This is a genomic window from Cytophagaceae bacterium ABcell3, assembly GCA_030913385.1.
GTDB lineage: Bacteria > Bacteroidota > Bacteroidia > Cytophagales > Cytophagaceae > ABcell3.
Genome location: CP133159.1, coordinates 4,517,095 through 4,533,249 on the forward strand (window position 1 = coordinate 4,517,095; position 16,155 = coordinate 4,533,249).

The 16,155-nt window shown below is 36.6% G+C and carries 14 protein-coding genes; 3 read left to right on the forward strand and 11 right to left on the reverse strand.

The genetic code is table 11. The annotated features are described in order from the left end of the window. Nucleotides 1–63: 63 nt before the first annotated feature. Genes istB through RCC89_18500 form a run of 3 tightly spaced genes read right to left on the reverse strand, consistent with a single transcriptional unit; the run spans nucleotide 64 to nucleotide 3,175 of the window. Nucleotides 64–798, reverse strand: coding sequence for an IS21-like element helper ATPase IstB (gene istB, locus RCC89_18490; protein WMJ75135.1), 735 nt, complete (start codon nucleotides 796–798; stop codon nucleotides 64–66). Between the two features lie 27 nt (nucleotides 799–825). Further along, entirely contained in the window at nucleotides 826–2,313 is a 1,488-nt protein-coding gene (gene istA / locus RCC89_18495) for an IS21 family transposase (GenBank protein ID WMJ75136.1), read from the reverse strand. A gap of 34 nt (nucleotides 2,314–2,347) precedes the next feature. Then, a complete protein-coding gene (locus tag RCC89_18500) occupies nucleotides 2,348–3,175 on the reverse strand; it encodes a transposase (protein ID WMJ75137.1) in 828 nt (275 codons plus the stop codon). 32 nt (nucleotides 3,176–3,207) lie between these two features. Between RCC89_18500 and RCC89_18505 the strand changes: the two genes are divergently transcribed. The 3 genes from RCC89_18505 to RCC89_18515 are packed head-to-tail and all read left to right on the forward strand — an operon-like array spanning nucleotide 3,208 to nucleotide 5,380. After that, entirely contained in the window at nucleotides 3,208–3,507 is a 300-nt protein-coding gene (locus RCC89_18505) for a hypothetical protein (GenBank protein ID WMJ75138.1), read from the forward strand. 2 nt (nucleotides 3,508–3,509) lie between these two features. Further along, nucleotides 3,510–3,869, forward strand: a complete 360-nt coding sequence (tnpB, locus tag RCC89_18510) for an IS66 family insertion sequence element accessory protein TnpB (GenBank protein WMJ75139.1) — start codon at nucleotides 3,510–3,512, stop codon at nucleotides 3,867–3,869. A gap of 56 nt (nucleotides 3,870–3,925) precedes the next feature. Beyond that, complete coding sequence (locus RCC89_18515) at nucleotides 3,926–5,380, forward strand: IS66 family transposase (GenBank protein WMJ75140.1); 1,455 nt, start codon at nucleotides 3,926–3,928, stop codon at nucleotides 5,378–5,380. On the opposite strand, the gene RCC89_18520 is transcribed toward RCC89_18515, so the two are convergent. The 8 genes from RCC89_18520 to RCC89_18555 all read right to left on the reverse strand — a co-directional run bounded on the left by RCC89_18520 (nucleotide 5,375) and on the right by RCC89_18555 (nucleotide 15,816). Continuing rightward, nucleotides 5,375–5,557, reverse strand: a complete 183-nt coding sequence (locus RCC89_18520; protein WMJ75141.1) for a hypothetical protein — start codon at nucleotides 5,555–5,557, stop codon at nucleotides 5,375–5,377. The two genes, RCC89_18515 and RCC89_18520, sit on opposite strands and share 6 nt — an antisense overlap. A 31-nt stretch (nucleotides 5,558–5,588) precedes the next feature. Next, nucleotides 5,589–5,975: a hypothetical protein gene (locus RCC89_18525; protein WMJ75142.1), complete on the reverse strand. Its 387-nt coding sequence runs from the start codon at nucleotides 5,973–5,975 to the stop codon at nucleotides 5,589–5,591. 179 nt (nucleotides 5,976–6,154) lie between these two features. After that, a complete protein-coding gene (locus tag RCC89_18530; protein ID WMJ75143.1) occupies nucleotides 6,155–7,429 on the reverse strand; it encodes a hypothetical protein in 1,275 nt (424 codons plus the stop codon). A gap of 605 nt (nucleotides 7,430–8,034) precedes the next feature. After that, a complete protein-coding gene (locus RCC89_18535; protein ID WMJ75144.1) occupies nucleotides 8,035–9,159 on the reverse strand; it encodes a hypothetical protein in 1,125 nt (374 codons plus the stop codon). Nucleotides 9,160–9,162: 3 nt separating this feature from the next. Next, nucleotides 9,163–11,766 carry a hypothetical protein gene (locus RCC89_18540; GenBank protein ID WMJ75145.1) on the reverse strand — a complete coding sequence of 868 codons (2,604 nt, stop codon included), beginning with the start codon at nucleotides 11,764–11,766 and terminating at the stop codon, nucleotides 9,163–9,165. Between the two features lie 8 nt (nucleotides 11,767–11,774). Further along, nucleotides 11,775–12,809, reverse strand: coding sequence for a hypothetical protein (locus tag RCC89_18545; GenBank protein WMJ75146.1), 1,035 nt, complete (start codon nucleotides 12,807–12,809; stop codon nucleotides 11,775–11,777). Between the two features lie 517 nt (nucleotides 12,810–13,326). After that, a complete protein-coding gene (locus tag RCC89_18550; protein WMJ75147.1) occupies nucleotides 13,327–14,250 on the reverse strand; it encodes an SH3 domain-containing protein in 924 nt (307 codons plus the stop codon). A 150-nt stretch (nucleotides 14,251–14,400) separates the two neighbouring features. Next, nucleotides 14,401–15,816: a hypothetical protein gene (locus tag RCC89_18555; GenBank protein ID WMJ75148.1), complete on the reverse strand. Its 1,416-nt coding sequence runs from the start codon at nucleotides 15,814–15,816 to the stop codon at nucleotides 14,401–14,403. Between the last annotated feature and the right edge of the window lie 339 nt (nucleotides 15,817–16,155).

The following is a 16,155-nucleotide window of genomic DNA, read 5'->3' on the forward strand; positions in this document are numbered from 1 at the left end:
GGTGCCAGTTATTTCGGAGGATATAGTGCCACTTTCCAGTACAAGATTACGAATATAATTTCTCTAGTTCAAGTTTTGTTTTTTACGCAATGATTCACCTTGCAAGTCTAACCTGTGAGAGGAGTAGACAACACGGTCTAAAATAGCATCAGCAATGGTTCCTTCACCTATTAGTTCATGCCATTTACTTACTGGTATTTGAGAACAAAATATGGTAGAAGCTCTCTGATGCCTTTCTTCTATAAGATCTAAAAGTATTTGTCTATCAAACTGATCCATTGCATGTAGCCCAAAGTCATCAAGGATTAAAAGAGGCGTTTTATGCAACTGATTCAAAAGCTTAATGTATGTACCGTTTAATTTGGCTAGTTTAGCTTGATCAAAGAACCTTGCGGCTATATAATAGCGGGTTTTATATAACATTTGACAAGCATGATTTCCAATAGCTTGGGCGATGTAACTCTTTCCTACACCTGTAGGGCCTGTAGCAATGATGTTCTCTTTGTTCTTTATAAAGTTTAAGGTAAAGAGCCGCTGTAAAAAAGTTTTATCAAGGCTTCTATTGCTTTGGTAATCAATATTGTTTGCAGAAGCATCCGTTCTAAAACCGGCCAGTTTGATTAGCCTGGCGATCTTTTTTCTTTGGCGTTCTTCCCATTCATTATCAACAAGCAAGGTCATGAATTCATCCGTGCTCATGTCTTTATACAGGTTCTCGGTTATGGCTTGATGATATAGGGTTGCCATAGACGAAAGTTGCATCTGCCGAAGTTTTTCTACTGTGTTGTGTTGGTTCATTTATGTATTGTTTTGATGTTAAATAGTTTATATGTAGTTAGAAGCTCCCCTGATATTATCATGGTCAGGCGTGTTACTTTGGAGGTTGCAGGTAAAATTTGCCTCTTGGTCCAAGTTGTTTTTCAGTATTCGATCAATAGTCTTGTAGCTGGCCTTATGGTACTGCAAGGCTCGTTTACAAGCACTTTCTAGTCTTTCTGCAGAGTAAGCCTTCAAGAATGACAAAATGCCTTGTGCTTGTTTATAGGCTAGCTCAGGATAATTGTATTGGCTGATTAACCTGGTAATATAATCACAGGTATACCTGCCGACTTTTTCAGCTTTTTGGATAAAGTACTCCGGATTCCAATCGTTATAAGCCTGATGGCTAGAAGGTAGATGCTCTTTTACAGTGCTATACCCGCCTGCCTTATAACTTCTTCTATGGGAGGCAACGCGTTCTTTATTGAAGAATACCTCAACATTACAAGCGTCATATTGAACTTCGACATGTTGACCTATATACCGGTGAGGAACACTGTAATAGTTTCTGTCTTCACTTAAAAAGACATGGCCAATCTTCTGAACCTTAGCTCTTTTATAGTTTTTTATCAGGTATGGGGACGAAGGCAAAGGAGCCAAGAACTCCTTTTCGATTTCCTGAAAACGCTGCTTTCGGGTCACCCTACTGGTTTGAAAACAGTATTTGTCATTGTAGCTAATTAATTGTTCAGCAATGGCATCATTGAGCTCTTTGAGGCTAAAAAAGGTGTGTTTTGATAAAGGGTAATAAATCCTTTGATAAACGAGCTTTACAGCTCCTTCTACCAGGGCTTTATCTTGTGGATGATATGGCCTTGTGGGGTCTATTACGCATTTATAGTGCAAGGCGAGTGATTTGAGTGTTTTATTAATCACCGGAGCATATTTATGCCCTTTGCTAACTGCCGCTTTCAAGTTGTCTGACACAATAGCTTTAGGTACTCCTCCAAGCCATTGCAAGCATCCATTGAGACAGGAGATGAAATCTTCCCTTTTTTGACTTTCAACCGCCTGAACATAGGTATATTGACTGCAGGGAAGGATTGCTACGAATACTTCAGCTCCTTTTACTTCACCGGTGCTTCGGTCAACATAGCTGAGTTTTTTACCTGCAAAATCCACATAAAGCTTCTCTGCTGCCTTATGTATTAATATTCCACTACCATTCTTTGCATTGCTCCACTGGTTGTAATAAGTGACAAATTGTGTATAGCGGTAACCATCAGCATGTTTACTGAGATATTCATGCCAAAGTACCTGCAAGGTACAGCCGGGCTTATTAAGCTCTTTTTGGAAATAAGGAAAGCATTTAATTAGCTGCTCGTAGCGAGTGCTATCTTTATAGTCCGCTTTAGGGAAGAGGTCGGCCAAATCAGTCTCAGTAAGCCCTTCAAGGTCTTCAATGCTGAGCTGGTGCTCTTTGAAGGTTTTAAAATAGGAATTGACCGTATTGCGGCTAATTCCAAGGGCAGAGGCAATCTGACGATTGCTCATTCCTTTTTTCGGGTCACCGTATTTTTCTGGGGATTTAAGCAAAAAGCTTAGAGAGCCTGAACAAGAAAAACCTGGTATCTACAACGCCTCTTAAGTTTGCCCTGAAGAGCTTTATTTTTGAATTAAAAGATTCCGCATTTGCATTGGTAGATCTATTGTCAAAGAAGTTTAGAATATTGCTCATATGGTTGCTTACTGTATTTGCTACCGTTAAAAATTCTTTAATTTCCATCTCATGAGTTTTATTGATCCATTCATTAAACTTTTTTTCAGCGGAAATTTTTGTGTTGCTTTCATATATTAGCCTAAACTCAAGAACATGGTCATAAGCTTTTTTGAGGTCTGGATAATTTTCAAAAGCTATGTTGGCTCTCTGCTCTTGGCTTTGAGTCCAATCAGCTTTCTTTTTGGCAAAGACATACCTGCAGCGGGCCAAAAGTTGCTTTGGGGTGTCCCCATTGGGCAATAAGGGTGCTTTATACCTAACGCCATTCTTTTTGGCAGCTTCGATAGCCTTGTTTTCCATATCCAGTTCAACCCATCTTTGATTGACCCTTATATGTTGTAGAGCCTCCAGGGCCAGCCTTACTACATGAAAGCGGTCTGTAACCAAATTTGCCATGGGGAAACATGTTCTTGCGGATGACTCCATGTTTTTTGCCATGTCAAGGGTTACTTCCTTTACTTTATTCCTTTGTTCCAGAGGGATTTTCTCCAGAACTTGTATGATATTTGCCGACAATGTGCCTTTTACAGAAGCTACCAAAGAGCCTCTTTTGCCTCTCCCGTTTTTATTGGTAATAAAAGTGTACAACGTATACCTACGGCCAAGTACATCTTTATTCCCAAAAAATAACGCCATAAGTTTGCATTACAAACTATAACAGCAAAATAATGGCAACAAACACAAAAGTATCTGACCAGATGCGTGAGCTTTATCAGCTCTGGCAACAAAGCGGTATCAGTAAAAAAGAATTTAGCCTTCGGCAGAACATCAATTATCAAAAATTCATCTATTGGTGCGGCAAATATAGAACAGAGGAGCCCGGTACCGGATTTGTCCCTCTGAAAGTAAGCAGCCCTGATGAAATTAACCCTGCGGCCGGCAACATGGAAGTTGTCTTTCCTTCCGGTGCCAAGGTCATATTCCACGGCATGGCAGATCCATCATTTGTTAAACAATTAGTCAGCTAGCCATGCTTTCATTGTCTCACCAGTGCAGGTACTTTCTCTATTCGGGCAAAACCGACATGCGGAAAGGGTTTGACAGCCTATCAGGTATTGTAAGGAGCAAACTTAACGAAAACCCCATGAACGGGGACATTTTTATTTTCCTGAACCGAAACCGAAACCATGTCAAGCTCCTTTTATGGGAAGGCGACGGTTTCAGTATGTATCACAAACGCCTTGAAAGAGGGACTTATGAAATACCTGTCCATTGCAAAAATGTGACCAAATCTGAAATATCCGCCTCGGTATTGCAACTGGTCTTACAAGGGATTTCCCTTGAGTCGGTCAGGCACCGCAAAAGATATAAAAGTCCTGGAAATCTTTAAACTTATTCTTTTTTTCCTAATACCACCTACATAGGTATATTATTTATCTTTGCAACATGCTTGCCGAAGGTATAGACTATAAAGAAAAATATGAGGAGGCGATGTCCGAGATCGCACTTTTGAAGTTTGAGCTCAAAGAGCTGAAGCGCCTCATATATGGCACCAAAAGCGAGCGTTTTGTGCCTTCGTCCGCACCGGAACAGTTAAACCTGGGACTTGGTGAAGAGCAGGCAACTGCCCCTGAAAAAGAGGAGGTCGTCAGGTTTAAGCGTGTCAAAAAAGAAACAGCCCGCAAGCACCCGGGCCGCCTCCCTATACCGGCACATGTACCAAGGGTGGAAGAGATTGTTGAGCCTGAAGAAGATACCTCAGGCATGAAAAAAATTGGGGAAGAGGTGACAGAGGTTCTTGAATATACCACCGGAAAGTTTCATGTGCGCAAAATTGTACGCCCGAAATACGCAAAACCTGAAGGGGAGGGTGTTGCCATTGGAGAATTGCCATACAGGGCGATAGAGAAAGGGATAGCCGGAGCAAGCCTTGTCGCTTTCCTTGTTGTCAGCAAGTATGTTGACCACCTTCCTTTATACCGCCAGATACAGATATTTAAGAGAGAAGGCCTTAATTTTCCTTCTTCCACAATGTCAGACTGGGTAAAACAAGGGGTAAACAAGCTTAAAATCTTATACGAACTGCATAAAAAGAGGACACTGCAAGCCGGTTACCTGATGGCAGACGAGACACCCATAAAAGTTCTCGACAAGGATAAAAAAAGTAAAATCCACCGGGGGTATTACTGGGTATATTATGACCCTGTCGGGAAACAGGTGCTGTTCGACTATCGTCCCGGGCGCGGGAGCGAAGGGCCATCAGATATACTGAAGGGTTTTCAGGGATACCTGCAATGTGACGGGTATAACGTATATGATATGTTTGCCAACATCAAGGGCATAACATTGTTCCATTGTATGGCACATGCCAGAAGGATGTTTGAGAAAGCATTGGACAATGACAAAGAAAATGCAGAACATGCCTTGAAAGAATTTCAGAAGTTATATGATATTGAGCGTAAAGCAAGGGAGGCCGGGATGTCTTTTGAAGAAAGAAAGGAATCAAGGCTTGATGCAAAAACAACATTGGACGACCTGGAAGAATGGATGAAAAACCTGTACCCTAATATTGCCCCTAGGAGTCCTATTGGAAAGGCGCTCGAATACTCCTTGAGCAGATGGGAAAGGCTCTCCATATATCTTGAGGATGGCAAGCTGGAGATAGATAACAATCTGGTGGAAAACTCAATAAGGCCAGTAGCCATAGGAAGGAAAAATTATCTGTTTGCCGGTTCACATGATGCTGCCCAGAGAGCCGCCCAAATATACTCGCTTGTGGCAAGCTGCAAAATCAACGGTGTAAACCCATTGGAATGGATGAAAGATGTTCTGGAAAGAATAGACAATCACCCGGTAAACAGGCTGGAAGAACTGCTACCCGGGAAGTGGGTAAAATTATAAAATCAACATGCACTTGCCCGAAGGCTTACTGTACAACTCTCCTTTTGACAGTGCAACTTCGTCTATACTGAGATGCTCTCCGATATTGTCCGGAAAGACCAAATAGTCTTCTGCATGCTCTTTTTGTTCCCACTGCTTAAACCCACTGCTTTTCTTCTTATAGTGCCTCCTCAACAAATCCCCTTTGACCTCATAATAGCTGCCAATGTTACCAATGGTATCTTCGCGGGTCTCGACCTGTACCTTTTAAAAAATCTGAAAGCTCTTGAGTGATTTTAGAGCCTTCAGCTACAAATGAATAGTCATTGTAAACTATTTTGTTCTTGCATGTTTTATGCCTCCACCTTCGTCGCTTAAATTCAAGATAAACGGCTTTTCCCCTTATAGGGAAATCTTGCACAATTTTAGGTTCATAAAAACCTTTAGACTCGTACTCTTCAGGATTATGTTTTCCTAATAGCCGGTTCTGCTCAATGAGGTTGATTTTATAAAAGGATCTTTTGCTGTTCAGGTCACATAGCTCTATTACAGCTTCTATTTCAAAAAAATCTAGTATGCCTTCCGGCAAAAAAGGGGCAATAATATTTTCTTTCATCTTGCCTTAAAATTAACAAATCAAACCAAAACTCCCCAACTTTTACGTGTGAGCCCTTTTTTCTTTAATTGAATTATTTGAAGTATTTCCATAATGTCCAATCGTTGACCTGCCATTGCTTTTTATGGCAAGACTAATAAGTATTATGGAAAGTGGCACAATGATCTCCGAAACAATGCTCAAGGGCTAGCTATAAACTGGCACAATGACGTCCGAAATGGGTGGCACAACATGGCCCGAAATGGGTGGCACAATGATCTCCGAATTATCCACGTAGGATCAAAGTCTACCCACCACTGACCATCCTGCCATCTAAGAAGGAGACGGTATCTTCCTATATTAGTATAGCTAATATTTGATCCTCGAGGTTTGGGTTCATAATTATGGAAATAAACAATAGCGTATAAAACCCCTTCAGAATGAAATACGGTTTTCCGAAAAAGTTTGATATCTCCAAATTCATTATCATTATGATATTCTTTCCCCAATAATTGCTCTTTAACCTTGGGAGCGCCGATTGATACTTTCCCCTTATTTTCAAACCCTTTCGCAAACATAAATGACGCAACAGCCTCTTCAGGGTTTTCATTCATTACAGTTCCTTTCCTATTATTATCAAAAAATGAGACTTTCTTATTATCATATTTAAATAGAGTCCCCCTTTGTTCAGAAATAACATAGCTAATGCCAACCCTTGTATTTCCCCTATAAGAAACTTCAAAGTCTTGCTTTATGATTTGTCCTGAATTGGGTATCTGATTGTCTGCAACCCCTGGCGCACCCGCATTCCGGCCTATTAAAGACTTAAATGAAAATCCTTTGTCCACCCGAAAAGTTTGCTTGAATATGTATTCTTTATAGTCCTCATGCACATCATCAAGATCAAATGCCCCAAACAAAAAGCGCTCAAAGTGCAAAGGCTCTAATAACATAAAATAAGACAAACCTGCTATCTGTTTATCAGTCGTAATCTTCCATTCCTCGCCCACCTGTTCTACGATGTATGGAAAAACGTAATACCCCTCCGGTTCCACCTGGTGCCTTATCACATAACCCCTATAATTCTTACCTTCTAGCGTAAACCAAAATTCTATCCAAATCTCAAAAAGGTATCCGTCTTTATATTCCTTACTGTTTCTGAAAGCTAGTTTCTTTTCACTCAAATTGGCGTTACCTTTCCCGGCATATAGTTTTGCCAGCCAGGCAGTATCAGTTGCAGCGAGGTATGACTGAATTACTTTTACAGGATCTTTAAGAGCTTTATTTGAAAGTTTGATTTTTTTTAATGCTTTTTGTTTCTTAGGTTCGGAATAGGCCCAGTAAGAGACATCTTTAAAGTATACCCGCTTGAGGAATTTAGGAATATCATACTGTCTTGTACCCAATTGCCAGGCATTTTGGGCATGAGTTTGAAAGGCAAAAAATACAAAAAGAATAATCAGAACTTTCTTCATTAAAGCAAAAGACATGTTGCGTAAGGAGATCTATATAAAGGCCAAAGTTAAAGATAAAAAATAATGGGCAAATTAGGAAGGTATAAATAAGAAACAGATTTATTAATTGCTCATTTTCGGAATAAAACAGATTTTCGCTTTGCTGTCCTCTATGGTTTTACAGGTAAAATAAGAGGCAAAAAAATACTAGGGGCATTCTTATCAGGTTTACTTCAATCCACCTGCCTCCAATAATCCTCCAAGGGTTCTAAAACCCTTGGAGGGTTGATAGCGCAAGTTATCGGATATAAATTATATTTACCCCATGCTCTGCTGGAGGACAGGCCATGGGAGATTGATATTCTTCATTGTTAGCATTCTTGTTTCCGCCACGCCTGAACATCCACAACCCACGCCTCGTAAAAAAATCTGTTTGCGTGATAATAGCAAAAGACACGAAGTAAGGTTGGAAATACCCAACGCAAGCCACAACCTTGCATTATTTTGGGTGTAGGATACGCTAGGCTAATCTCTTAGACCAGAGGGACGGTATGACGCCCGCTGCAAATGGTAGGCCTTAGTGGGACGCTAAGACCTTAAGAACAAGTTCGTACTTGTAAGGTTTTTCATCTTATTATTTTAAATATAATAACGCCACCCATATTAGTGAAAGCAATGAGCTTCCCATCAGTTTCAGAGGAGAAAAATAATTCGAAAGGCCGGTAACCATCACCATGTTCATCATAATGATCCTCATCACTATTTAAAACCTTATAAAAATTCATATCATAAAAGCCTTCTGCTATAACCTCTCCAGATACCGAATAAAGTTTAAAATCATCAAAGTAACTATACAATAATTTATCGTCAAATGCAGCAATAACACTTCCCATTGAGGCAAATTTAGCTATAGGTTTTAACTTATCTACATCAAAAATATTTGTTCCAAAGTCATCTGTGACATACAATTTATTTTTACAAATATAGAAGTCACTACCTTCTGAAATAGTGTGAACGGATCCATTTTTTAGATCTAAAAACTTTACATATGTCCCTGTTCTCTCAGTACTAAAACCGTCACCTTTAATTTTATATTCTATCTCTACAAACACACATTTCCCATCTATTCTTAAACTTTGAGGAGTAAATCTACTTCCAGATCCTATTTGGGTTTTCCAAATAAGTTTCCCCGATTCTTTTTCATATAAATAGCAGTTAGTCATATGATCTCTTACTATTTCTTCCATTACTAAATAACCATCCTTTAATTCTCTAGAAAAAATAACATTTCCTTTATATTCCTTTTCCCACAGACGAAAACCTGAAGAAATTTCAAATAAGAAGACTTTATTTATCTCACTTATTAAAACTTCATCCTTATTAAAGAAATTATTTTCAGCTATGCATTTATAATATGGAAGACCAAACTTGTAAATTATCTTGCCTAAGGATATATCAAAAATTGAGTAATGAGGAGCACTAAAAATATAATACTTCCCTTTACTTGTCCAATTCTTTATGCCTGAAATATCAACTTCTTTTCCTGAAGCAAGGCTCCAAATCTTGTTTTTCCACAAAATATGATCATTAACAATCTTAATAGGTACACTTAGATCAGCAATACCATTAGAGCTTATAAAAGCTTCTTCCTCTAAATAATTACTAATACTTGGATATTCTTTTTGAGCATTGGTTTCAGAAACATAAGCCCAAAACATTAAAATAGTATATAAAATAGCTTTATAATTCATAAATTAATCATTAATTATAATTAAATATTCTTCTTCTGAATCCCACTCAACCACAATCCCAAGGTTTTCGAGTTCATTTTTAAGTTTAGGCAACGGATACATTTCATATATCAACCTTGCAGATTCTGGTTGTGATGCACCAAAAGTTTTGCTATCCTCTCTTACTTCAAAGTGCATCCAGTCCTTTTGTCTGGGGAAATAACCTCCCCACGACATATGCCCTGATTCCATCATTTTTTCTACAAAACTTGTATTTAGTTCAAAAAAGCCATACTTTAACAACTTACCTCCTGTTGCTTCATCACTGTTAATACCTTCAATTATTCTTTTTCCCACACTTTCAAAACTTTTACTATTACTAATTTCATTTTTCACTAAAATAGAGGATTGAATTTTATTAAAAACATCTAAAGTATTTTCTAACCTAACTAAATAAACATTGGATTCAAACAAATCATCATTATTATAAATATTTACTGAATATTCGCTTAAATCATCTTTTATCAAAGCAATAGCCATCAAGAGGGAGTTCAAATATTCATTTAAAACATTACAATCATATTCATGCGTTACATCCAAAAATAGAGCTAATTTTACTTTAGCATTAAAGTAATCTTTGAATCCATCAATCTTTTCTTCTAAATCATTTAATTCAGAAAGTTTTACATTAATAAATTGAACAATATCATCCTTTGGTCTTAACATTTGATAGTCAACAACCTCATCTACTATATTCTCAATTAAAACATTAAGCTCTCCTTCTTGTAAATCCAAAATAGAAATACAGTCATTACAATTAAAATAACTATCTAAATCTTTCATTAAATCCATCCTCAAAGAAACTTTTTCATTGAGTAGCGGAATATTATTAGCAGACTGAGCTGATCTTTCTATTCCCTCAATATTAGCTAATTCATCACATTTCATAATAAAGTTATTATGAATCGATTTCATATGATTTATAGCATTCCCCCCTGTAGTATTATAGTTAAATAAGTGGTCATTAGTGAGTAGCCAAACTAAATAATGCAGCTCAACAATTTGAAACATTGGGTTTTTTACAGGGTTAATATCGATGGCAAGTCCAAGATTATGATTAGCATGTGAAGATGGAGGTGCCGCAAACCTTATTGAATTACTTAAGTCGAGGTAAGTAGGAGGATCTAGTTTAATTTCTGCTTCTGCTTTTTTCAATAGATAATACAAGTAAATATTAATTGAAAAATCTGGCTTTCTCCCTAAAAAAGTCCATGTACCAGCATCAACAAGATATTTGTTTAAATAATTAATTGGATTTACAGGTTCTTCATTTAAATATCTTAAATAATGATTATAACTTACTGCATCATCAATATCGTAATATTTCAATAAGTTAGGAAAGTTAGGGTAGGGATTTCTATTCCTTTTGGAATATACGCCATGCCTAAGGTTAGGTCTCCTTAGAGCCAATTGTTCAAATTCAAAACCAAACCATAATTCAGGAATTTCATTAATCAGTCCTAAAAAACGAGAGTTAATATTTAGCGTTTCATTACTTAGAAGGGAAGTCTCAGGTCTACCACCAAACCGCAAAGACTGCCATCTTATTTCATCATTGGCTTGATAGGTAGTAGGGAAGACTCCTAATGCAAAATCACAACTATTATTTGAAGTACGATTAGCTGCTATAACTCTCTCATTATAAGAAAAATCATTTTTTATCGGATAAATAAACCCTGTCCAACTAACAGGGTTTCTTTCGACCAAGCCAGTAATACTATAATCTAATATTTCAAAATTATTACTATTATAGACTAAAAGTGAAACTACGTAATCACTCTCCAAATCTGGCATATTATAACTCTTTATATTCTTTAAGGCTTTATCTAATTCACTATTGGTAATTTTATATTTGATACTTATATTTTCATTCCTTAGGCCATAAGCTACCGGATTATCAAATTGCATTCCATTTACAAAATTTGAATTAGCTCTATCTATTTGTATCCAATCAACTAAGTAAGCCTCATGATCCCTATCCCTTCTCAAAATCCCCCATACATGTCCCGGATCATGCACAATGTCCCACTGAAGCTTCCATAAATCTATACCAGAGCCATAATCCATCAGATTGTCTGTGGCACCTTCTGAATTCTTGCCTAAGTATATTCTCAGGAAGGTATGTTCCAAATGGTATGCCCCATGCCCTATTTCATGGGCTACGGTACGTGCTAATGCTTCTTCTCGAACATTGGCGGTATAAATAAAGCCGAACTGTTGCGTAGGCGGCATTTTGCCCAACTGATCATCTTCTATATTGGAGACCTCATTCACTGCCAATATGTAGGCGGTTTCAGGATCCATTTCATCTTCTCCACCTTTAGATTCCACATAGCTAAAGATCATTTCGGCCTCCTCGCCTTTGTATTCCACGCTAAAGTTGCGGGTTCCTGAAGCCTGCACCCTACCATCACCATTCAAGTCCCAATCTTTGTTGTTTCTAAAAGATTCGTCTAATGTAACGCTATACGTAATGCCTAGCGGGGCATAGGTATTGTTCATTGCATCTTCATAAGCCTGAACGTTCATTTCATGCTGCCCTACAGGAATCAGGGACGCTAATACCATAGCTTTTATTATTCATCAATCAAAAAACAAGAAAGTTCACCATTACCAATAGCGATCAAATATCCATTATAAACTTTGTCAGCAAACAACAAATATTTATCAAAATGCATTTCTGTATTAACAGGACATAAACCATCAAATAGGGGAGTTCCTGTTTCCTTATCATAAAATACAGTCCTTTCAAAATTCCCACAACCTTCACCATCCCCAAAATTAGAAATAAGATATTTTTGAGAAACGCTACTTCCTTTTAAAAAACATTGAAATTCAAATTTCTCATAGTTTGTTTTACACTCATCATAAACAATTTTCCGATTACCAACATCTACTGCGAACCCACAATCAGGATTATATAAAAAACCGTTATCAATTACACCATTTTCGAGATCACGCATATCCCTTTCAAAAATAAGCTTTTTTTCCTTCTTTTGAATATCTATTTCCCAAACCCCTACCTCAGAGTAAAGCCAAAACAGGTTTTCACTAATAATGATTGGTTTTTTATCAATTCCAGAAATTTTAGTTTTCCACTTTATTTCTCCAGACAAAACATTTAGACAAAACAGATAGGAGTCTGTATAGAAAAAAACTTCATCTCCTTGGTGAATAAAAAAAGCTCGGCAATTAATAAATTCTTTGCTCCACAAAACTTCACTATTGTTTAAATCATATGCTTTTATTAACTTATGATTCTCTACTGTAATCGCAATATTCCCCTTCAAAAAAAACGGCCTCATATCGTTATACCAGCAGTTATTCTTAAATGTATAAGTTTCATTTGAATGTAAATTTACAATATATAATTCGGCAGTATTGCGAAAACACAAAAAAGGGTTAGAAATCTTACTTCTAAAAACCTGCTGTTTTTGAGGATCATTAAAAAGAAGCTCTTCTCCAGAGGATAAGTCAAAAGCTCTATGCTTTTCTCCATGAATGAAAACTAATCCATCATGAATTAATGGACTAGAAAAGAAAATATTTTCTTCTATAGGCACTTTCCATTTTAAGGAAGCTGAACTTAAGCAAGGAAGTTTTTGCCCCATAGAGAAACATGATTTAAATATAAGTAGACAAAGAACTACATAAGTCTTACTTTTTTTTACAATATCGAATTGTACGACCAGAGGGCAATACCTCTGAAACAATTTCATATTTTTCATTGCTGTTCAAGTTTAGTAGTTCCACAATATTTCCCAATGGAACTTCACTTCAAAACTTTAAAATAAGAATCTGATTACTAATACCATACGCCTTTGGTAAAATTTCAGCGAAGCATAACTTTGACCCATAACCTATGCAAGCTTTTAGACTTGCGTGTATAATACTCAGCAAACCTCGCTATAATCAATTGCACTGCTATATATATACCCACCTTACAAATACATCACTACATTTGATGGTAGCAAAAGACGCAAAGTAAGGCTGGGAATACGTAACGCAAGCCACAACCTTGCATTAAGCTGGGTCTAGGATACTACGCAATCTTAGGCCAGGTTATATGGGAGAAGCTTAGCAGGACGCTAAAACCATAGGGAGGGAAGGGAAAGTTAATTGCTATTTTCACCTCCGCCCCACTCTGCTTTTATGAATATATCCTCCTGTAAGCATTATTAACTTTTTATTTCCATCATTAAATACATCCAAAGGAATATCACCTTTTAGAGCACACAAACAAACTTCTATAACTCGGTACCAGTCTTTATTATCAATGTCTTCAACCAATAAATATTTTTCATCCTTAACCTTAAAAACTACTTTAGAGTTAATATTGGGCTTTTCTCGAACATTCACCCAACCGTCCGTATCATTTACTTTCGTTCTAAAAATTGATGATATCTCCTGAACTTTTTGAATGGAAGTTTGCTGAAAATATCCTTCGGAGTTTAGGGAATATTTAATTTCAACAAAATACTCTTCCATATCCTGTAACTCTTCATTAAAGTCATAAAATGTATCATACTGAGTAAAAGTAAAATCTTTATCTATAACAGATCGGGATATACTTGTTGCAGAAATAAACTTTCCTTGTTTTCGGTTGTAAGAGTAAATATCAAAATACTTTAGATACCCAGCCTCCCAGTCAAATCCATCATAATACAAGATAAGCAAAACTATTTCAGGGTTAATATCAACCCTACCTAAAGCGAATAAATTGTTATATGGCTTATCAGGGAATCCTGATTTTTTATGAAACCTTCCTAGTTCACTTTTAGCATAAGAACCGTCAACTGTTATATAGTGAGGACCTTTTACAGCCCAACTATAATTTGTAACCTTTTTCCGATCAGCAACAGCTTTATCATCCCACATGAATTCATTTGCTTTATCAATATCCAGTTTATCACCCAAAGGCAAATTATAGATCATTTCAGGAAGATCATCCCATTTATACTGAGGGAAAATTTCAATAAACTGATTTATCGACTCTTGAGAATAAAGATTACTCCATAAAAACATTAACAAGCACAAACAATAAGTTTTCATAAACAACTATATTAACGTGAAAAAATCCTATAATACTTTATTTTTGTACCTTATCCAGTCCTGTATTACAATAACGCCCGCTGCAAATGGTAGGTCTAAGCGAGACGCAGGATCATAGGGAAAATATTTACAAGTCAGCAAATTCAAATGTCAGTCTTTCTTTATCAAACTGGGTATTGTTTCAGGAATATAAATAGAGTTTATATAAATAGTTCCATCTGGGTACCTTCCTAAATACACTCCCCTAAAAAATTGATCTACTTTAGGATCGCCTGTAGTCTCACCAGAAAACAGCATTCTTAATCCTTCATAATTCAACTTACTCAATGCAGAAACTAATGCTTTTATTTCATCGGAAGGATTCAAATTAACTCTCCAGGAATCTTCCCCTGCAGTTAAAAGAATAGAATTATGGCCCTTATATTTATATACCTTATAGCCACCTTCTTGCATAGAAAAATTTTCTCTTTCGTGAAAAAACATCAGTACATATAAATCACTTTTATCGTAAAACATAATTTTATAGTCAAAATCCATAGACGCTTCACGATCAAAGCTCCCCATAGCCTTCAACTCATTATTGGTATAACCATTGGACCCAAGGGAGTATTTCTTCATTTCTTGTAAATCATTAGAGAATATCCAGCTAGCAGCTGCAGCTTCTGGAGTTCCATCAAATTTTCGTTCCCTATAAGAACCGGCATATAATGTCCGTTTATCTGCTGTTTCGTAATTAAAAAACATTCCATCATTCTTAGACCAGTCAGTCGTTATTCCTATTTTATGGGGTATTTCATCAGAACTGACATTAAACTTCAGATTTGTTTGAAAATATTTGTCTTTGGGAATTGTTACATTAGGAAGAGGACGCTCCTTACTATACTCATAAAGCATTCCGAAATTTTTAGTACCTGTAACATTAAACACCCCACCATAGAAGTAATAATCAAAAAACTCCGGCGATACTGTATTGAAATAAGAGACATTACCAAACAATAAATTTTTAAACCTTTTAGGCTCTAAATAAAAAAAATAAGAAAAGGCAGAAAGGTGCTTATCATAAGAGATTTTCCATACATTTTTATTTTTCCCTAGCACTAACGTATACATCCTGTTTCCCATTTCTGGTGTATGGACATAGGATAGAAGAATACAATATTCTTTATCATGCATTTTGAAATAAAACTCTGAAACAACTTTACAAACGTAATTTTCCCTAAACTCTTCTGAAGATTTATAATTAGAAAAATCTTCAGTTATACGGCCCTTCCCCTTTATTTCGCTTATTTCATCAATCCACTCATTGCTATTAGCAGCAAGCAAAGACTGCAAAACCAGATATGGAGACTCCAAATGTTTTTTATTAAAACTTTCATCATTAATAAGAGGCAAGTCAATGTCATCCTCACCATGGACTACATATTTAAACTCCTGAAAATACTCCACATATTTAAAAGGCCTTACCAAAGATTCAATATGGCCATTAACTAAAGTAGAATCTTCAAAGCTTTGCCCAAAAGATTGCACATTAGCAATAACAAATATAAAAACAAGAAGTCTGTTCATAGTTTATAAAATTATTGATTTCGTATTAAACAAAATGGTTCAAAAGTTTTCCCTGGTATAGGTGCAGATACTGTCCCTTCGACTCCCAAAATGACACCAGTAAGGTTGTCGGTAGTGTTTTCAAGGTCTTTATCCTCGCTATTGCAGGGTTCTATAACTGTTTTATGGGTGTGTGACATTGTGGAACAAGATCAAGAACACAAACAGAAACCAAGATAAACATTTAAAAAGTAAAGACCAACAATAAAACAGACTCAATAAACACCAATAGATGATTAAGGGGAATATGGCGGTAAGATTATAAATCAATTAAAGTAGAGACCTGAGAACTGGCGAGTA